The organism is Zoogloea sp., assembly GCF_041914405.1.
Taxonomy (GTDB): domain Bacteria; phylum Pseudomonadota; class Gammaproteobacteria; order Burkholderiales; family Rhodocyclaceae; genus Zoogloea.
In genome coordinates, this window is sequence record NZ_JAYSDK010000028.1 from 1 (window position 1) to 19,479 (window position 19,479).

Below are 19,479 nucleotides of genomic sequence, written 5' to 3' on the forward strand. Positions count from 1 at the left end.
TCGGCTCCTCGGCCAGTTCGGCGGTCACAAACCAATAGCGCCGGCCGCTGGCAAATGGGCGGTCGCAGGCCACCACCAGCTCGCCGCGCGCCAGCTCGTCCTCTACCAACAAGCGCGGCACCAGCGCCACGCCCAGGCCGTGTGCCGCCGCAGCTGCGGTGAGCGAAAACAGCTCGTGGCGCGGGCCTGCCAGGGCCAGCGGGGCGTCCACGCCATTGGCTTCGAACCACTGGCGCCAGGCATCGGGGCGGGTGCTTTGTTGCAGCAGGGGCAGCTGGGCCACGTCCGCAGGGTGCAACTTCCGGCGCCCCGATAGCAAGGCCGGGCCACAGACCGGTACCACCACTTCGGGCAGCAGCTCCGTGGCGTGGGTGCCGGCCCAGTTGGCCACTTGTTCGGGTGTGCCGGCGTAGAGGGCAGCGTCCCGCTCCGAATCGGCAAACAGGAAGGCGCGCGTGCTGGTTTCGAGGTGCACCACGATTTCAGGGTGTTGCCGCGCCAGCGCGGGCAGGCGAGGCATGAGCCAGCGGGTGGCAAAGGTCGGCACGGCAGACAGGTGCACCGCTCGGCTTTGGCCAAAGCGTGCCATCGCATCCAGTGTGTCGCGCTCCAGCGCGTCCAACCGGCGGGCCACCTGCTGGGCGTAGTCTGCGCCGCTGGGGGTGAGCAGCACACCGTGCCGCGTGCGCTGGAACAACTGCACATTCAGGAATGACTCCAACTGCGCAATCTGCCGCGAGACCGCGCTCTGGGTGAGCGCCAGCTCCTGGGCCGCGCGGGTGTAACTCTGATGACGCGCCGCAGACTCAAAGCACTGCAGGGCCTGGGTGGAGGGAATCTTGCGACGCATGGGGTGATTGTGCTTAAAAATGCGTGAAACGCATATCTGGGTGCAAAACAATTGTTTGCTTCCCGGTGCGCGCCCGCCTACGATGCATCCATTCGCAACCTGCACCGCTTTTTAGGAGACCTACCATGGCCCGCACCGCATTCCAATGGGACGACCCGTTTCTGCTCGACCAGCAACTGACCGAAGACGAACGCATGATCCGCGATGCGGCCCGTCAGTACTGCCAGGACAAGCTGATGCCGCGCGTGCAGGACATGTTCCGTCACGAGAAAACCGATGTCAGCATCTTCCGCGAGATGGGCGAGCTGGGCCTGTTGGGTCCCACCATTCCCACGCAATATGGCGGCGCTGGCCTCAACTACGTGAGCTACGGCTTGGTGGCGCGCGAAATCGAGCGCGTGGACTCGGGCTACCGCTCCATGGCTTCGGTGCAGTCGTCGCTGGTGATGGTGCCGATCAACGAATTCGGTACAGAAGCCCAAAAGCAGAAGTACCTGCCCAAGCTGGCCTCGGGTGAGTTCATCGGCTGCTTCGGCTTGACCGAACCCGACCACGGCTCCGACCCCGCTTCCATGGCCACCCGCGCCTACAAGGTGGACGGCGGCTACAAGCTCAAGGGCAGCAAGATGTGGATCACCAACAGCCCCGTGGCCGACGTGTTCGTGGTCTGGGCCAAGGAAGTGTCCGAAGGCGGCGCCGTGGGCGCCATCCGCGGCTTCGTGCTGGAAAAGGGCATGAAGGGATTGAGCGCCCCCGCCATCCACGGCAAGGTGGGCCTGCGCGCCTCCATCACCGGCGAGATCGTGATGGACGACGTGTTCTGTCCAGAAGAAAACGCCTTCCCCGAAGTGCAAGGCCTCAAGGGCCCCTTCACCTGCCTGAACAGTGCCCGCTTTGGCATCGCCTGGGGCGCCATGGGTGCCGCTGAATTCTGCTGGCACACCGCGCGCCAGTACACGCTGGACCGCAAGCAGTTCGGCCGCCCCCTGGCCGCCAACCAGCTGATCCAGAAGAAGCTGGCCGACATGCAGACCGAAATCACCCTGGGCCTGCAAGCCGCCCTGCGCGTGGGCCGCATGAAGGACGAGCACCAGAACGTGGTGGAAATCACCTCCCTGATCAAGCGCAACAACTGCGGCAAGTCGCTGGACATCGCCCGCCTGGCGCGCGACATGATGGGCGGCAACGGCATCTCCGACGAGTTCGGCGTGGCCCGCCACCTGGTGAACCTGGAAGTGGTGAATACCTACGAAGGCACCCACGACATCCACGCGCTGATCCTCGGCCGAGCCATCACCGGCATCGCCGCCTTCGCCAACTGAACGACAGGCTGGCCCCGCTAGAGTGGATTCACGCAACTCCCGCGGTACCAGCCTCCTGCTTCTGATGACGGCCTCTCCTGTGGGGGCGAATTCATTCGCCCCCGCGGTCCAAACCAGCGACCACCTTTTCTTTTCCCAGCAAGGAATCGAACCGATGACGACAAACCCTACCGCCGACTTCGACAGCATCGTTGAAGCCCGCAAGTCGATCCGCGCCTTCCTGCCCACGCCGGTGGCGCGGGAGACCATCGAGGCCATCCTCAAGGTCGCCGCCCGCGCACCGTCTGGCAACAACATCCAGCCCTGGCGCCTCCACGTCGTCACCGGCGGCCTGCGCCAGCAGCTGGTGGATGAAGTGTGCGCTGCCTTCGACGCCGCCGACCCCAGCCACCAGGCCGAGTACCACTACTACCCGACCCAGTTCTCCGAACCCCACCAGAGCCGCCGCCGCAAGCTCGGCGGCGACCTGTACCGCCTGCTGGACATTCCCCGCGGCGACAAGGCCCGCATGCACGCCCAGACGCGCCGCAACTTCACGTTCTTCGACGCACCGGTCGGCCTGATCCTGACCATCGACCGCCGCCTCGCCCAGGGCAGCTGGATCGACTGCGGCATGCTGCTGCAGAACATCCTCCTAGCCGCCACTGCCCGCGGCCTCGCCACCTGCGCCCAGGCGGCGTGGATCGACTACCACCGCATCATCGCCCGCCTGCTGGAGTTCGACGAGAACGAGCAACTGGTCTGCGGCGTCGCGCTGGGGTACGCCGATCCCGAAGCACCCGAGAACGGGCTGGAAAGCGAACGGGCGCCGCTGGAGGAGTTCGTACGCTTCCATAGCTGAAGACATGCGCCGTGCAAGGGCTGCAGCGCTCGAACCGTGGGGGCGAATGACTTCGCCCCCACAGCTGTACTCGCCTCCAGCCTTGATTTTCTCCCTCCCCCGTCGTCGTTGAAGGTCGACGGAACCTCGGCCGGTGAGCCCTAGACAGCTCACCGGCCTTTTTTTCACTCCGCGTCCGGCTGAACAGCTGGCGCGGCACGCCGGAACGCTTCTAGGGCCATACACCGGTCGAAGATCCGCATCACCGTCGGCACGTGGTCCAGTTGGCACGTGAAGCGTTGCGCATTGAAGACCTGCGGCACCAGGCAGCAGTCGGCCATGGTCGGCGCATCGCCGTGGCAGAAAGCACCGGTCTGCGGATCAGCGAGCAGGCTTTCCACGGTAGCGAGCCCCTTCTCGACCCAGTGGCGGTACCAGGCGCGCCTGGCCGTCTCGTCCACGTCGAGGGCATCCCTGAGGTAGCCGAGGACACCGAGATTGTTGAGCGGGTGGATCTCGCAGGCGATGGTCTGCGCGATGGCGCGGATGCGTGCGCGGTCGGCCGCGCTCCCCGGCAGCAGCGGCGGCTCCGGGTGTAGCTCATCCAGATACTCGATGATCGCCAGGGATTGCGTCAGCACATGGCCGTCCTCGACCAGCGCCGGCACCAGCCCCGCCGGATTCGTCGCCAAGTAGCCCTCGCTGCGCTGCGCGCCCTTGGCCAGATGCACCGGTACGATGTCGTAATCCAGCCTTTTGAGATTGAGGGCGATCCGCACCCGGTAGGACGCGGAGCTACGGAAATAGCTGTAGAGCTGTCGCATGACACCCTCCTCCTCAGGCCGTGGCCGGCAGCACCCGACCCACGACCTCTCCAAAACCGATCCGCGCAGCGCCCGGCTTCTCGCACCAGGCGCGCATCAACACCGCGTCGCCGTCCTCGAGGAAAGTCCGCGATTCGCCATCGGGCAGCATGAGCGCCTGCTTGCCGCCGCCGGTCAGCTCAAGCAGCGAACCGGATTCCTCTGGAGCCGGCCCGGACTGGGTTCCGCTGCCCAGCAGGTCGCCCGGCCGCAGGTTGCAGCCATTGACCGTATGGTGGGCAACCATCTGCGCAATCGTCCAGTAGGCATGCCTGAAGCTGGTCCGCGACAAGGCTGCGGGCGGCTCCCCCGCCTCGCGCATGCGGGCTGTCTCGATCAGCACCTGGAGCTGGATATCGAAGGCGCCGCTTGCGCGGTTTGCCGGCGACGTCAGGTAGGGCAACGGCTGCGGATCGTCGTCCGGCCGCTGCCAGGGCACGCGGTACGGCGCCAGCGCTTCCAGGGTGACGATCCACGGCGAGATCGTCGTCGCGAAACTCTTCGACAGAAACGGCCCCAGCGGCTGGTATTCCCAGGCTTGCAGGTCGCGCGCCGACCAGTCGTTGAGCAGGCACAGGCCGAATACGTGCTCGTCGGCCTCGTCGATGGGGATGGGGTGTCCGATCTCGTTGCCGCAGCCGATGAAGATCCCCAGCTCCAGCTCGTAGTCCAGACGCTGGCTCGGCCCGAAGATCGGGCTGGTCACCCCAGCTGGGAGCGTCTGGCCCCGAGGGCGGGCAAAAGCCTGCCCGGACACGCCGATGGATGAACTGCGCCCGTGGTAGCCGATGGGCACCCACTTGTAGTTGGGCAAGAGCGGGTTGTCGGGGCGGAACAGCCGCCCGACGCGGGTCGCGTGGTGGATCGACGTGTAGAAATCGGTGTAGTCGCCGATGCTCGCCGGCAAGTTGTATGCGGCCTCGGCCTGCGCCATCAAGCAGTCCCGGAGCGCCGGTTCAGCCTTCGCGCCGGCGCGTAGAAGGCGGGACAGCGCCAGGCGCAGCGCGGACCACTTGGCCGCATCCAGGGCCATCAAGGGGTTGAGGCTGGCTCCAGTACAGGCCTTGGCCGCTTCCGCTGCCTCGCCGTCGAAAACGCCGCGAGCGTCTGCAGCAGCCAGATCGAGAATGCCGTCGCCGATGGCAACGCCGATGCGCCACGCCTCGGCCGACCCGGACCGCCGATACACAGCAAAAGGCAGGTTCTGGATGGGGAAATCGCCAACGGCAGCATTGGCCGACGTCACCCAGCTCTGCAGCGCCGGATCATGGGTTTCGTTCAGCAAGGTCATCGTCTGGATTCCCGGTGGCGATCAACAACGGATTCCGCGTTACGCGCGGCCTTACTGCTTCCCCGCGACACTCGGCAGGATGTGCCGAATTCAGGGCTCGGTCGCGCTGGCCCCGCTGCCCGCGTGCAGCCACGCCGCATGACAGGGCGCCCGCTTCGTTACTGCCCACTCGTCCAGCATGGCCTGCTTCACGTCGTCCAGCTTCTGCAACATCTCGGGCGTCGCGGTATTGGCTGCCAGCTCCAGCCGATGGCCGTTGGGGTCGAAGAAGTAGATCGACTTGAAAAGGGTGTGATCAATGGGGCCCAGCACAGCGATCCCCTCGGACTCCAGCCTGGCCTTGGCGGCCAGCAGGGTGTCCACCGAATCCACCTCCAGGGCCAGATGCTGGACCCAGGCCGGGGTGTTGGGGTCACGCCCCATCGGCGGCTGGGTCGGCAGCTCAAAAAAGGCCAGAACGTTGCCCTGCCCCGCGTCCAGGAAGACGTGCATGTAGGGGTCGGGCTGCTTGGTGGACGGCACTTCGTTCTCGGCGATGGCCAGCACGAACTTCATGCCCAGGTGCTTTCCGTACCACTCCACCGTCTGCTTGGCGTCGATGCAGCGGTAGGCCGCATGGTGAATCCGCTTGATCAGCATTTCATCTACTCCGCAGTCAGTGCGCCACGCCGAAGCTGGTCGCGCTCCAGGGATTCGAACAAAGCCTTGAAGTTGCCTTCGCCGAAGCCTTCGTCGTGGTTGCGCTGGATGAACTCGAAGAACACCGGCCCCAGCAGGGTTTCGGAAAAGATCTGCAGCAGCAGGCGCGGCTCACCGCCGGCAGTGGAGCCGTCGAGCAGGATGCCCCGCGCCTGGAGTTCCGGCACGGGCTCGCCGTGGCCAGGCAACCGCTCCTCCAGCATCGCGTAATAGATGTCGTTGGGCGCGCTCATCAGCGGAATGCCGGCCAGCTGCAGCGCATCGACGCTGGCGATGAGGTCGTCGGTGAGGAGCGCCACGTGCTGGATGCCCTCGCCGTTGAATTTCATCAGGAATTCCTCGATCTGCCCGGCGCCCTTGCCCGCCTCCTCGTTGAGGGGAATGCGGATCAGGCCATCCGGCGCCGTCATGGCGCGGGACGTGAGGCCGGTATATTCCCCCTTGATGTCGAAGTAGCGGATCTCGCGGAAGTTGAAGAGCTTCTGGTAGAAGCCAGCCCAGAACGCCATGCGACCCCGATAGACGTTATGGGTCAGGTGATCGATGTGCGTGAAGCCGTGGCCCTTGGGGTGGCGCTCGACGCCGGGCAGGAACTCGAAATCGATGTCGTAAATGGACTTGCCGTCGTCAAAGCGGTCGATCAGGTAGAGCGGCGCACCGCCGATGCCCTTGATGGCCGGCAGGCGCAGCTCCATCGGCCCGGTGGGAATGTCGATCGGCTGGGCGCCCAACTCCAGAGCCCGCCGGTAGGCCCGGTGGGAATCCCGCACGCGGAAAGCGAGCCCGCAGGCCGACGGCCCGTGCTCGGCGGCGAAGTAGCTGGCGATACTGCCGGGCTCCCGATTGACGATGAAATTGATGTCGCCCTGACGGTACAGCACCACGTCCTTCGAGCGATGCTGCGCGACGAGGGAGAAGCCCATTTTCTCGAACAGGGGCTCCAGCACCTGGGGCGTGGGCGAGGCGAACTCCACGAACTCGAAGCCCATCAGGCCCATCGGGTTGTCGAACAGATCCGGCATGAGCGCCTCCTCCCCGGTTTTGGGCAGGCTGAACATGATCGCGCCGGCCTGCCCTTCACGCTCTAGACAGCAGCCCTCGGCAGAAGCTCCCCGGTTTTCTCAATGCCCCTGACGGGCACCCAGCAAGGGAATGAAGCTCAGCACCTGGGCAACGAGCAGCAGCCCAAAGGCGAGCTGCATCGCCAGCGCCGCCTCGAAGCCGCCAGCACGCAGACTGTCGAACAGGCCGCCCAGCCCCCACTGCACCGCGAAAGCCCCGGCGAAGGCCAGCAGGTTGATGCTCGCCGTCGCCCGCCCGGACAGTTGCAGCGGGAACAGCCCGGCCACCACGCCGTACATCTGCGCGCTGGTCGCCGCCACGACGCCGAGCGTCGCCCACAAGACCAGCGTCGGCCCGATGCGCACGATGATCAGCGCTTCCACCACCATCGTCAGGAAAAGCCCGACCTGCATCAGGCGCAGCGGCGTCACGCCCCGGCGTGCCAGCCAGGCCATCAACGCGCCGATGGAGAGCTGTCCGACCAGCATGCCGATGTTGAGCCAGAACAGGTGGTCGGCCGCGTAGGCACGCGTGTAGCCGTTGGCGTGCATCAGGTAAGGCACCGCCCACAGGCCCTGCAGCGCCATGAAGCCGCCGGTAAAGAAGGCCGACTGCCCTGCATAGCGCCAGAAGGCCGGCGTTTTCAGCACGCGGATCACCCCTTTCAAGGCCAGCTGCAGGCCGCCGCTCGCATGGGCCGGCTGCTCCGGCACGCGGAAGAAGATCACCGCAGCCCCCACGGCGGCCAGCGCCGCCACCGCCCAGAACGCGCCACGCCAACCGATGTAAGGCAGTACCGCGTGCAGCGGCACCGACACCGTTACCGCGCCGAGGGCCCCGCTCGACATGATGAAGCCGGTCATCGAGGCCAGCCGCTCCCGCGGAAACCACTGGGTGAAGGCTTTCAGCCCGCCCATCAGGCAGGCCGACACACCAAGGCCGATCAGCCCGCGCCCGCTGGCCAGCGTCGGGAGATCCTGCCCCGTGGCGAACACCGCCGCCCCCAGCGCGGTGAGCAGCAGCAAGCCCGCCTCGACGCGGCGCGGACCGTAGCGGTCGAGGGCGATGCCCACCGGGATCTGGGCCAGCCCGAAGGCCAGGAAGTAGGTACTGGTCAGCAGGCCCAGGTCCGCCGCGCTGAGGCCCAGCTCCCGCGTCAGGTCCGGCGAGATCACCGCGTTGACGGTGCGCATCATGTAGGACAGGAAATAGCCCAGCGCGAAGGGCAGGAAGACGCGCCCGACAAGGAAGGACCGGGACGGCGCCGGCATGGCGCACGCAGCTTCGGCCGTCATGGTCCCGCTCCAGTCCGGGCGACACGCGGGCTGGCGCAGCACCACCGCCTCGAGTTCTGCAACGCCATGCTCAAGCCCGCCCCAGGTCGGCTTTCACCTTGTTGGCCAGCGCCACCAGGCGCGGGCCGATGTCCGCCTCCAGCCGCTCTCGCGGCAGCAGGAAGGCCGGGCCACCGCAGTTGAAGGCCATTGCGCGCTCCCCTTCCACGCCGAGCAGCGGCACGCCCACCGCGTGCACGTCCTTCTGCCATTCGCCGGCCGACACGCAGAAACCCCGCTCCTCGTACGAGCGGAAGGCCTCCTCGATGCCGGCCTTGATGCGCGGCCAGTTCTCCTCGTCCTTCTGGCGGATGTGGTCCATCAGGTAATCCCGCTCGGACTGGGGCAGGCCACTCAGCAGCGCGCGCCCCATCGCGGTGGTGGCCAGCGGGATGCGCGAACCCACATCGAGGCGCAGCGTGACATTGGCAGTGCTGCGGCAGGTCTCGATGTACACCATGTTGAGGCGGTCCCGCGCACCGATGGACACCGAGGCCTGGGAATACTCGGCCAGTTCTTCCATTGCCGGCCGGGCGATCTGGCGCACGTCCATGTTGGACAGGAGCGCATAGCCCAGGGCCAGCACACCGGAAGCCAGCTGGTAGGTGCCGCGGCGCTCCGAATAGGCCAGGTAGCCGAGCTTGGTCAGCGTGTGCGTCAGGCGCGACACGGTGGCCTTCGGAATCCCCGCCCGCCGGGCCAGCTCCGCATTGGTCAGGTAGGGCTCGCCGGGCCGGAAGCAACGCAGCAATTCCAGCCCCCGCGCCAGCGCATTGACGAACTGGCGGTCCTTGCTCTCTTCGTCGTCATCGAACTTCTGGGTGTCGTCCATCGCCTTCTGCCGGCCTACAAGAATGAAGCCGAGGTTCGCACAGCGGAACAATCCCGTCAATTTTTCGGAACACTGATCCGCACAGCAGAACAAATCCCGTTTACAGCCCCCCAGAAACTCGCTAAGGTTTGCTCATGTTCCATTTTTAATTACACAGTTCCGCACAGCGGAACAAACAAGAATCGGGGATAGGCATGAACGAAGTTGTCGTCGAACGCCCGGCGCCCCATGTGGCCGTGATCCGCATGAACCGCCCGGAAGCCCGCAATGCCCTCAACCAGGCCGTGCGCAGCGGTCTGGCCGAACACTTCGCCGCCCTCGGCGCCGATCCGGACATCCGCGCCATCGTCCTCACTGGCGGCGACAGCGTCTTCGCCGCCGGCGCCGACCTGCGCGACCTGGCCGACCGGGGCGCCATCGAGATCCTGCTGCGCAACAACCACCTGCTGTGGCAGGCCATCGCCGACTGCCCGAAGCCGCTGATCGCCGCAGTCAACGGACTCGCCTGGGGTGGCGGCTGCGAGCTGGCGATGCACGCTGATCTGATTATTGCCGGCGAAAGCGCGTCCTTCTGCCAGCCGGAAGTGAAGGTCGGCGTGATGCCCGGCGCCGGCGGCACCCAGCGCCTGACCCGCGCGGTGGGCAAGTTCAAGGCCATGAAGATGGCGCTGACCGGTCTGCCGGTGTCCGCCCGCGAGGCCGACGCGATGGGCCTGGTCAGCGAGGTGGTTGCGGATGCCGACGTGCAGGCCCGTGCGCTGGAACTGGCCGTGCTGATTGCCCGCCGCCCGCCGCTAGCCGTCACGCAAATCAAGGAAGTGCTGCTGGCCGGCGCCGATGCCGCCCTCGGCACCGGCCTGATGCTCGAACGCAAGGCCTTTCAGCTGCTCTTCGCCAGCCGCGACCAGAAGGAAGGCATGCACGCTTTCCTCGACAAGCGCGAACCGGAATTCACGGGGGAATGAAGGCATGAACACCACCACCGAAACGCTCGTGATGGGCATCGTCGGCACCGGCCTGATGGGCCGCGGCATCGCGCAGATCGCCGCCCAGGCCGGCATCGTCGTGCGCCTCTTCGACAACCGCGCCGGCGCTGCCCTTGAAGCCCGCGAGGCCGTCGCCGCGACCCTCGGCAAGCTGGCCGACAAGGGCAAGCTCGACGCCGCTGCGCTGGATGCCGCCCTCGGTCGCCTGCACGTGGCCGACGCCCTTAACGGGCTGGCCGACTGCCGGGTCGTCGTCGAAGCCATCGTCGAGAAGCTCGACGCCAAGCGCGCGCTGTTTCGCGAGCTCGAAGACGTCGTCGGCGACGACTGCCTGCTCGCCACCAACACCTCATCCCTGTCGGTAACGGCCATCGCCAGTGCCTGCCGCCTGCCTGGGCGGGTCGGCGGCTTCCATTTCTTCAGCCCAGTGCCACTTATGAAAGTCGTCGAGGTGATCGATTCGGAACTCGGCGAGACCTGGGTCGGCGACACCCTCATCGCCCTCGCCCAGCGCGTCGGCCACCGCCCGATCCGCACCCGCGACACGCCGGGCTTCGTGGTCAATCACGCCGGCCGTGCCTACGGCACCGAAGCCCTGCGCATCCTCGGCGAGGGCATCGCCGAGCCGGCCGCCATCGACCGCATCCTGCGCGCCGCGGGCTTCCGCATGGGCCCTTTCGAGCTGTTCGACATGATCGGGCTGGACGTCTCCCAGCCGGTGATGGAGTCCATCTATGACCAGTATTTCCAGGAGCCGCGCTACCGCCCGTCGCCGATCACGCGCCAGCGCCTCGCCGCCGGCCTGCTCGGGCGCAAGAGCGGCCGCGGCTTTTACGTCTACGAGGACGGCAAGGCCGTCGTCCCGCCCCTCCCCGCCGCACCGACTGGCGGCGCCACGCCGATCTGGGTCAGCGCCCGCAACCCGCTGCTGCGCGAACAGGTCGTGGCGCTGCTGCGCGCGGGCGGCGGCGTCATCGACGCCGGCGAACAGCCCGCCTCCGATTCGGCCTGCATCGTGCTGCCGGTGGGCTGCGATGCGACCACAGCCGTACTCGACGAGCAGCTCGATCCCCGCCACAGCGTCGCCCTCGATCCGATCCTGCTCGACCGCCAGCTCACGCTGATGACCACGCCGATCACCGAACCAGCCAGCCGCGACGCGGTGTGGGGCGCCCTCGGCGGCGCCGGCCTACCACTGACGGTAATCCACGACAGCGCCGGCTTCGTCGTCCAGCGAGTGCTGGCGATGATCGTCAACATCGGCTGCGACATCGCCCAGCAGCGCATCGCCGCGCCGGCCGACATCGACGACGCGGTGACCCTGGGCCTCGGCTACCCCAAAGGCCCGCTGGCCCTCGGCGACAGCCTCGGCGCCGCCACCGTACTGCGCATCCTCAACGGCCTGCACGACTTCTACCAAGACCCCCGCTATCGCCCCAGCCCGTGGCTGCTCCGCCGCGCCCGCCTCGGCGTCTCACTGCTGACGCCCGAAGCCTGAAACCGCTCATTTCTTATTGAGGACGACACCCATGCTCGACGCCTATATCTACGCCGGCCTGCGCTCCCCGATCACCCGCCACGCCGGCAAGCTCGCTACCGTGCGCCCCGACGACCTCGCCGCCGTGGTGATCCGCGAACTGCTGGCCCGCAGCAGCTTCAACCCCGAGGACATCGAGGACGTGGTCCTCGGCTGCACCTGCCAGTCCGGCGAAGACAGCCGCAACGTGGGTCGCCACGCCGCCCTGCTCGCCGGCCTACCGCCCAGCGTGCCCGGCCAGGCGGTCAATCGCTTGTGCGGCAGCGGCCTTGCCGCAGTCCTCGATACCGCCCGCGCCGTCAGCTGCGGCGAAGGTCAGCTCTACGTGGCCGGTGGCGTGGAGAGCATGACCCGCGCGCCCTTCGTGGTCGCCAAGTCGGAGTCCGCCTTCGGCCGCGACTTCAAGATCTTCGACACGACCATCGGCGCGCGCTTCCCCAACCCGAAGCTGATTGAAGCCTACGGCAACGACTCGATGCCTGAAACGGCCGACAACCTGGCGACGGAGTTCGGCATCGGCCGCGAGGACTCCGACCGCTTCGCCGCCGCCTCCCAGGCCCGCTACGCCGCCGCCAAGGCGGACGGCTTCTACGAAGGTGAGATCCTGCCGATCGCGGTGCCGACCGGCCGCAAGTCGCCGCCGGCAATGGTCTTCGAGGACGAGCATCCGCGTCCCGAGAGCACCTACGACAGCCTGTCCGGCCTCAAGCCCCTGTTTGCCGGTGGCGTGGTGACGGCCGGCAACGCGTCGGGCATCAACGATGGCGCTGCGGCGCTGCTGATCGGCAACGCGGCCATCGGCGACAAGGCCGGCACCCGCCCGCTGGCGCGCATCCTGGCCGGCGCGGTCAGCGGCGTGGAGCCGCGCATCATGGGCATCGGCCCTGCCCAGGCGATTCCGAAGGCGCTAGAGCGAGCCGGCCTGAGCCTCGCCGACGTGGATCTCATCGAGATCAACGAGGCCTTCGCCACCCAGGTGCTGGCTTGCCTCAAGCTGCTCGGTCTATCCGCCATTGATCCACGGGTCAATCCCAACGGCGGCGCCATCGCCATCGGACATCCCCTGGGCGCCTCCGGTGCGCGCCTCGCCTACAGCGCCGCGCGGGAACTGCATCGGCGCGGCGGGCGCTACGCGGTGGTCAGCCTGTGCATCGGCGTCGGGCAAGGCATCGCAGTGGTGCTGGAGCGGGTCTGACACGCCGTGCCGGCGCGGGGAACTGCTGACGACTGTTCGGTGAGCGTGCTTGCATCGGCCTGCCGCATTGACCCAGTTATTCAAGGGAAGGCGGGCCAAGCCGACCGCCTGACAAAACGGTCGATCAAGCCAGCCAGGCTGAACCCCACCAACTGAAGGCGTATGGTCGCCTGCTTGCCCATGGGCTCGATAAGCGCCAAACCATCGTTTTCCAGCCGGCGCTCCTCACCGGGCTCCAGGACGCAATCCGTAGCGTCTCCAGCTACCGTCAGCCAGATGGTGCCAGTCAGGCATCGGACCACGGCCCCCTTGCCGTTGATCAGCCTCAGGGGCTGGTTTTCCTGGAGCAGCAGTTCGGTATTTTCTAGGTTCAGACGCATGGCTCACTTTCCCTGACTTTATTTCAGGAAAGTCTAGGCACACGCGTCATAGCGATACAGTCACAAAACGGTTAAATTGACACCAACACAGATGCCCGTATTGGCAACTGTACTGGCATCAAAACCTGTCAACTGTGCTGCTGGCTATTCCATGAGCAAAGAAGTGTTGCGTTACGAACAGCTGGCCGAGGAACTGGCAGGCCTTATTTCCGCCGGGACCCTGCGCCCGGGAGACCGTCTGCCGTCGGTGCGGCGCCTCTCCGAAGAGCGGCGCCTGTCCGTCTCCACGGTGGTCCAAGCGCTACGGCGGCTGGAGGATCGGGGTCTGGTGGAAGCCCGCCCACAGTCTGGCTTCTTCGTCCGCCATCGGGGCCTGCCCCGCCCCGAACCCAGCACTCGCAGCACCCCGGATTCCGCGGTGGCGGTCGACGTCACCCAGCGCCTGGGGCAGGTGCTCCAGGCCAGCATGCAACCTGGAGTGACACCTCTGGCGGCGGCCCTGCCAGCACCGTCGCTGCTGCCCATTGCTGCCCTGCACCGGCTCTACAGTGGCGTCGCTCGCCGCCATCCGGAGCTCCTGGCCGGCAGCAGCCACGCCTTCATGGACGCCCCTGTGCTGGTGCGCCAGTTGGTGCGGCGCTCCCTGGCCTGGGGCGGCCCCCTGGACGCCGCCGAAATCGTAGTCACCAATTCTTGCACCGAGGCCCTGGGACTCTGCCTGCGGGTAGCAACCCAGCCCGGGGATACGGTGGCCGTCGAATCCCCGGCCTACTACCTCATGCTGCAGCTCCTCGAGAGCCTGGGCCTGAAGGCGCTGGAAATCCCCACCGACCCGCGAACCGGCCTTTCCATCGAGGCCTTCGACCTGGCCACGCGGCAGGGCAAGGTCGCCGCCTGCCTCCTGGTCCCTAACGCCAGCAATCCCCTGGGCTGCATCATGCCGGACGACAACAAGCGCCGCCTGGCGCGCCTGGCGGCGGAACGGGGCGTCGCGGTGATCGAGGACGACATCTACGGCGACCTTTGTTTTGACGCACAACGGCCTTGGCCCATCAAGGCCTTCGACCAGACCGGCAACGTCATGCTGTGCTCCTCCTTCTCCAAGAGCCTGACGCCCGCCCTGCGCATCGGCTTCGTGGCAGCTGGGCGCTACCGGTCCCAGTTGGCTCTCCAGAAGACCTTCTCCAGCGGCGCCACCAACCCCATTACCCAGCACGTTCTGGGCGAATATCTGGAGTCCGGCGGATATGACCGCCATCTGCGGACCTTGCGCCGCAGCTACGAACAGCAGGTAGAGGCCATTCGGGCGGCGGTGACCCGCCATTTCCCGGCCAGCACCCGGCTAACCCAGCCCCAGGGCGGCTTCGTCCTCTGGGTGGAACTGCCGGAGGATGTGGACGCGACCGCCCTCCATGGCAAGGCTCTGGCCGAGGGCGTGGCTTTCGTCCCCGGGGAGTTGTTCTCAGCCAGCGGCATGTACCGGAACTGCCTGCGCCTCAACTGCGGCAACCCTCACACCCCGGAAATCGAGGATGCGGTGAAACGCCTGGGAAAGCTGATCGCTTCCGTCTAGGAAGGCTCTGATTTTTCCTGCCACGCCATGGCATCCGCTGCATCCCGCAACCGGGGCTATGGCTGAAGGTATCCGTGCGGAAGCGGCAGTATTTTTTTGTGCCTCAAAAACCATATTTTTGACATGGCTATTAATGGCGCTTCCCAAACTTCTCCCGCCAAATCAAGGCTCTGGGGGCTTTTCCTTGATTTTCCGTTCGAAAAACACTACTAAATGTAGTAGAAAATTTCTTTTTATCGCACCGTTGACTTTTATAAGTGTATGTTTTTAAACAACTAAAATATTTTGACGATTTTCCGCCTTGGAGTAAGCTATGCGCCGCTTCAGATCACTACCAATAAGCCATCCAAGAGCCATGACCGCCACGACAAAAAACGCCAAAGCCCAGCCCGCATCTGCCGCCACGCTCGAATCGCAGGATATCTCCGGCGAAGTGCTGCTCGAGAAATACGCCAAAGGTAACGAGCAGAGCATTGGCGACGTGCGCGCTCGTGTTGCCCGTGCGCTAGCCTCCATCGAGGCCGAAGAAAAGCGTGCCCATTGGGAAGCCAACTTCCTCGAAGCGCAGGAACGGGGCTTCGTGCCTGCCGGCCGCATCAACTCTGCCGCCGGCACCAATCTCGCCGCAACCCTGATCAACTGTTTCGTGCAGCCCGTCGGTGACTCGATCACCGAATCCGTGGATGGCCGTTGCGGCATCTATACCGCCCTCGCCCAATCCGCCGAGACCATGCGTCGTGGCGGCGGCGTCGGCTACGACTTCTCCTCCATCCGTCCGAAGGGCGCGATGGTGCGCGGTACCCAGTCCAACGCCTCCGGCCCCGTCTCCTACATGCGCGTCTTCGACCGCTCCTGCGAGACCGTCGAATCCGCCGGCTCCCGCCGTGGTGCCCAGATGGGCGTGCTGCGCTGCGACCACCCGGACATCGAGGAATTCATCCACGCCAAGGACCACGGCGACCTGACCAACTTCAACGTCTCTATCGCCGTCACCGATCTGTTCATGCAGGCCGTGGAAAGCGATGGCGACGTGGAGCTGGCCCACAAGGCCGAGCCGTCCAACGAAATCAAGGCCGCCGGCGGCTACAAGCGGGAAGATGGCCTGTGGGTGTACCGCAAGGTGCGCGCCCGTGACCTTTGGGACCAGGTCATGCGCTCCACCTACGATCACGCGGAGCCGGGCATCCTGTTCCTCGATCGCATGAACAAGGACAACAACCTTTACTACTGCGAGACCATCGAGGCCACCAATCCCTGTGCCGAACAGCCGCTGCCGTCCTACGGCTGCTGCTGCCTGGGCTCGATCAACCTGACCCTGTACGTGAAGGACGCCTTCAGCGAGAAGGCCAGCTTCGACTTCGCCGGCTTCGCCAAGACTGTCGAAACCTCCATCCGCATGCTCGACAACGTGCTCGAGGCGACCCACTGGCCGCTGGAGCAACAGCACGCCGAAGCCCAGTCCAAGCGCCGCGTCGGCCTCGGCTTCACCGGCCTCGGCAACGCGCTGGCCATGCTGCGCCTGCGCTACGACACCGACGCCGCCCGCGCGATGGCCACCAAGATCTCCGAGTTCATGCGCGACCAGGCCTACCTGGCCTCCGTCGAGCTGGCCAAGGAACGCGGCGCCTTCCCGCTGTTCAACGCCGACCTCTACCTGTCCGGCGGCAACTTCGCGTCCCGCCTGCCCAACGAGGTGAAGGACAAGATCCGCAAGCACGGCCTGCGCAACTCCCACCTGCTGTCCATCGCCCCCACCGGCACGATCAGCCTGGCTTTCGCCGACAACGCCTCCAACGGCATCGAGCCGCCGTTCTCCTACACCTACACCCGCAAGAAGCGGATGGCCGACGGCACCTTCAAGGAATACGCGGTCGAGGACTACGCATGGCGCCTGTACAAGCATCTGGGCGGTGACGTCTCCAAGCTGCCCGAGTACTTCGTGACCGCGCTGGAAATCTCCGCCAAGGCCCACAAGGACATGGTCGCGGCCGTCGCCCCGTACATCGACACCTCCATCTCCAAGACGGTGAACGTCCCCGAGGACTACCCCTACGCCGACTTCGAGAACCTCTACCTGGAAGCCTGGAAGTCCGGCCTGAAGGGCCTGGCCACCTACCGGCCCAACAGCGTGCTGGGTTCCGTGCTGTCCGTGACGCCGAGCGCCGAGCAGAAGCAGCCCCACGACCTGGAAATCTCCGACGACACCAACCGCCGCCTGTCCATCAAGAACCTGCCGGCACCGGTGCTGTCTTCCCTGCGCTGGCCGGGCCGCCCGGACCTGCCGGACGGCAACTCCGCCTGGACCTACATGCTCAACACGCCGCAGGGCAACTTCGCCCTGTTCGTCGGCCACATGGACCCGGCCGAGGACAGCCCCGCCAAGGGCGCCTTCCCGTTCGAAGTGTGGGTCAACGGCGCCGACCAGCCCCGTGGCCTGGGCGCCGTCGCCAAGACCCTGTCGATGGACATGCGCGCCAACGACCGCGGCTGGCTCAAGCTCAAGCTCGAAGCCCTGGCCAAGACCGTCGGTGAGAAGTCCTTCGAAATGCGCTTCCCGCCCCATGGCGAACAGAAGCTGATGCCGGGCGTCGTGTCCGCCTTCGCCCAGGTGGTGCGCTACCGCTGCGAAAAGCTGGAAGCCCTCGACGGCGACCTGCCGACCCCGGTGCTCGACAGCGTGTTCAGCCTGCAGGAGCCCAAGACCGGCACCGACGGCACCCTGTCCTGGACCGTCGACATCCAGAACCCGGCCACCGGCGAAGACTTCGTGCTCGGCCTGAAGGAAATCACCCTGCCGGACGGCGTCACCCGCCCCTACTCCATGTGGCTTTCGGGCAACTACCCGCGCGCCCTGGACGGCCTGTCCCGCATCCTGTCCCTCGACATGCGCGTGATGGATCCGGCCTGGATCGGCATGAAGCTGCGCAAGCTGATCGACTACCCGGAACCCCTGGGCGACTTCATGGCCTTCGTGCCCGGCACCCGTCGCCAGCAGAACTGGCCGTCCACTGTGGCCTACCTGGCTGCGCTGATCATCCACCGCTACGCGATGCTGGGCGTGCTCGACGAATCCGGCTACCCGACCCGCGAAATGGGCATCCTCGAGTCGCCCCGCGACGACAACGAGCCCAAGCTGATGCAAGGTGCCCTGTGCAACGAATGCGGCAACCACTCGGTGATCCGCAAGGACGGCTGCGATTTCTGCACCGCCTGCGGCGCCGTGGGTACCTGCGGCTAAGAATGTGCGATACCCCCTGAGTCGCTAGCAAGCGCGGCTCAGGGTCTGAAGAGCGATATCCAGCGGAACTTCCTGGTTCAGGAAGTTCCGCTTTTTTGTTATCACAGCAAGGTTTTCAGCCCGAGGCCGATAGCTGCGCAGCCGAGGATGACGTGAATCACGTTGGCCTTGAAGCGGAACAGCGCGACGGCCGCCCCTAGGGCGATGAACGCCGACAGCCATTCGAAGCCCCCCGCAAAGCCCTTGGGCCACAGCACGTGATAGCCGAAGAACAAAGCCAGGTTAAGGATGACTCCAACCACCGCGGCGGTGATGGCGGTGAGCGGTGCGGTGAATTTCAGATCGTTGTGGGTCGTCTCGATGAAAGGCCCACCCATCAGAATGAAAACGAAGGACGGCAGGAAGGTGAACCAGGTAACCAGCGTGGCAGCCATTGCGCCAGCGAGGAACAGGTGGTCCGGACCGAACACCGCCTTCACATAGCCGCCGACGAAGCCGACGAAGGTGACCACCATGATGAGCGGCCCCGGCGTCGTCTCGCCGAGGGCAAGGCCGTCGATCATCTGGGTCGGCGTCAGCCAGCCGTAGTGCCCGACGGCCCCCTGGTACACATAGGGCAGCACGGCATAGGCGCCGCCAAAGGTCAGCAGGGCCGCCTTGGTGAAGAACCAGCCCATCTGCGTGAGGGTATGGCCCCAGCCGTAGCCGGCCGTCAGCAATCCCATCGGCAGCAGCCACAGCAGGCCACCCACAAACGCGGCCCTGGCCATCTTGTGCCACGCAAACAGGGCGTGCTCAGGGGTCGGCGTGTCGTCGTCGATCAAAGCCCGGCCGAAGGATTTGTCGGCCTTGCCGTGCCCACCACCGGCCTTGAACTTGTCCGGCGCAACGCGGCCGCCGAAGTAGCCGATGACGCCCGCCACGGCCACAATGGCCGGGAAAGGAACATCGAGCGCGAAGATGGCGACGAAGGAAGCTGCGGCAACAGCCCACAGCGCATTGTTCTTGAGGGCGCGGGAGCCGATGCGGTGAGCCGCCTGCATGACGATGGCGGTCACCGCCGGCTTGATGCCGTAGAACAGGCCGGCCACCAGCGGCATCTCACCAAAGGCGATATAGACCCACGACAGACCGATCAGGATGAACAGCGACGGCAGCACGAAGAGCGCGCCAGCGACGATGCCGCCCCAGCTGCGGTGCATCAGCCAGCCGATGTAGGTGGCCAGCTGCTGGGCTTCCGGGCCGGGGAGCACCATGCAGTAATTGAGCGCATGCAGGAAGCGCCGATCGGAAATCCAGCGCCGGCGCTCCACCAACTCCTGGTGCATGATGGCGATCTGCCCGGCCGGGCCGCCAAAGCTGATGAAGCCGAGCTTGAGCCAGAACAGGAAGGCCTGCCAGAAGCTGACCTGGGCAGGGGGATCCTTCTGTGCTTCGGATTTTGCCGACAGGGTCGTATTCATGGTTTCGAGCCTTTCTCAAAGGAGGCTATGAGTC

General features: G+C 65.9%; 16 protein-coding genes. 7 read left to right on the top strand and 9 right to left on the bottom strand.

Annotation, left to right across the window (positions count from 1 at the left end; genetic code table 11):
• Positions 1–850: LysR substrate-binding domain-containing protein (locus ACE3RX_RS16210; protein WP_374485933.1), on the bottom strand; the 850-nt coding region annotated here is incomplete at its 3' end.
• Positions 851–975: 125 nt separating this feature from the next.
• Here ACE3RX_RS16210 and ACE3RX_RS16215 point away from each other — a divergent pair.
• Positions 976–2,172 (top strand): acyl-CoA dehydrogenase, encoded by a 1,197-nt coding sequence (locus tag ACE3RX_RS16215; RefSeq protein ID WP_374485935.1) that lies wholly within the window; start codon positions 976–978, stop codon positions 2,170–2,172.
• Between the two features lie 154 nt (positions 2,173–2,326).
• Positions 2,327–3,013 (top strand): nitroreductase, encoded by a 687-nt coding sequence (locus ACE3RX_RS16220; protein ID WP_374485937.1) that lies wholly within the window; start codon positions 2,327–2,329, stop codon positions 3,011–3,013.
• Positions 3,014–3,177: 164 nt separating this feature from the next.
• On the opposite strand, the gene maiA is transcribed toward ACE3RX_RS16220, so the two are convergent.
• The 6 genes from maiA to ACE3RX_RS16250 all read right to left on the bottom strand — a co-directional run bounded on the left by maiA (position 3,178) and on the right by ACE3RX_RS16250 (position 9,073).
• On the bottom strand, positions 3,178–3,816 hold the full coding sequence (gene maiA, locus ACE3RX_RS16225; protein ID WP_374485940.1) for a maleylacetoacetate isomerase: 639 nt from the start codon (positions 3,814–3,816) through the stop codon (positions 3,178–3,180).
• A gap of 13 nt (positions 3,817–3,829) precedes the next feature.
• A complete protein-coding gene (gene fahA, locus ACE3RX_RS16230) occupies positions 3,830–5,146 on the bottom strand; it encodes a fumarylacetoacetase (protein WP_374485943.1) in 1,317 nt (438 codons plus the stop codon).
• Positions 5,147–5,236: 90 nt separating this feature from the next.
• Positions 5,237–5,785, bottom strand: coding sequence for a VOC family protein (locus ACE3RX_RS16235; RefSeq protein ID WP_374485945.1), 549 nt, complete (start codon positions 5,783–5,785; stop codon positions 5,237–5,239).
• Between the two features lie 5 nt (positions 5,786–5,790).
• A complete protein-coding gene (hppD, locus tag ACE3RX_RS16240) occupies positions 5,791–6,867 on the bottom strand; it encodes a 4-hydroxyphenylpyruvate dioxygenase (protein WP_374485947.1) in 1,077 nt (358 codons plus the stop codon).
• Between the two features lie 99 nt (positions 6,868–6,966).
• Positions 6,967–8,202, bottom strand: coding sequence for an MFS transporter (locus ACE3RX_RS16245; protein ID WP_374485949.1), 1,236 nt, complete (start codon positions 8,200–8,202; stop codon positions 6,967–6,969).
• Positions 8,203–8,272: 70 nt separating this feature from the next.
• The gene (locus ACE3RX_RS16250; protein WP_374485951.1) at positions 8,273–9,073 is read right to left on the bottom strand and encodes an IclR family transcriptional regulator; all 801 of its coding nucleotides are present in this window, start codon (positions 9,071–9,073) and stop codon (positions 8,273–8,275) included.
• 194 nt (positions 9,074–9,267) lie between these two features.
• On the opposite strand from ACE3RX_RS16250, the gene ACE3RX_RS16255 reads away from it, so the two are divergent.
• Genes ACE3RX_RS16255 through ACE3RX_RS16265 form a run of 3 tightly spaced genes read left to right on the top strand, consistent with a single transcriptional unit; the run spans position 9,268 to position 12,791 of the window.
• Positions 9,268–10,038 (top strand): enoyl-CoA hydratase, encoded by a 771-nt coding sequence (locus tag ACE3RX_RS16255; protein WP_374485953.1) that lies wholly within the window; start codon positions 9,268–9,270, stop codon positions 10,036–10,038.
• Positions 10,039–10,042: 4 nt separating this feature from the next.
• Positions 10,043–11,557 (top strand): 3-hydroxyacyl-CoA dehydrogenase, encoded by a 1,515-nt coding sequence (locus tag ACE3RX_RS16260; protein ID WP_374485955.1) that lies wholly within the window; start codon positions 10,043–10,045, stop codon positions 11,555–11,557.
• 31 nt (positions 11,558–11,588) lie between these two features.
• On the top strand, positions 11,589–12,791 hold the full coding sequence (locus ACE3RX_RS16265; RefSeq protein ID WP_374485957.1) for a 3-oxoadipyl-CoA thiolase: 1,203 nt from the start codon (positions 11,589–11,591) through the stop codon (positions 12,789–12,791).
• 80 nt (positions 12,792–12,871) lie between these two features.
• On the opposite strand, the gene ACE3RX_RS16270 is transcribed toward ACE3RX_RS16265, so the two are convergent.
• Positions 12,872–13,171, bottom strand: coding sequence for a DUF2917 domain-containing protein (locus ACE3RX_RS16270; RefSeq protein ID WP_374485959.1), 300 nt, complete (start codon positions 13,169–13,171; stop codon positions 12,872–12,874).
• A 151-nt stretch (positions 13,172–13,322) separates the two neighbouring features.
• On the opposite strand from ACE3RX_RS16270, the gene ACE3RX_RS16275 reads away from it, so the two are divergent.
• Positions 13,323–14,744 (top strand): PLP-dependent aminotransferase family protein, encoded by a 1,422-nt coding sequence (locus ACE3RX_RS16275; protein WP_374485961.1) that lies wholly within the window; start codon positions 13,323–13,325, stop codon positions 14,742–14,744.
• 355 nt (positions 14,745–15,099) lie between these two features.
• Positions 15,100–17,982, top strand: coding sequence for an adenosylcobalamin-dependent ribonucleoside-diphosphate reductase (locus ACE3RX_RS16280; protein ID WP_374485963.1), 2,883 nt, complete (start codon positions 15,100–15,102; stop codon positions 17,980–17,982).
• A 101-nt stretch (positions 17,983–18,083) separates the two neighbouring features.
• Here ACE3RX_RS16280 and chrA read toward each other — a convergent pair whose 3' ends face one another.
• The gene (gene chrA / locus ACE3RX_RS16285; RefSeq protein ID WP_374485965.1) at positions 18,084–19,445 is read right to left on the bottom strand and encodes a chromate efflux transporter; all 1,362 of its coding nucleotides are present in this window, start codon (positions 19,443–19,445) and stop codon (positions 18,084–18,086) included.
• Positions 19,446–19,479: the final 34 nt, after the last annotated feature.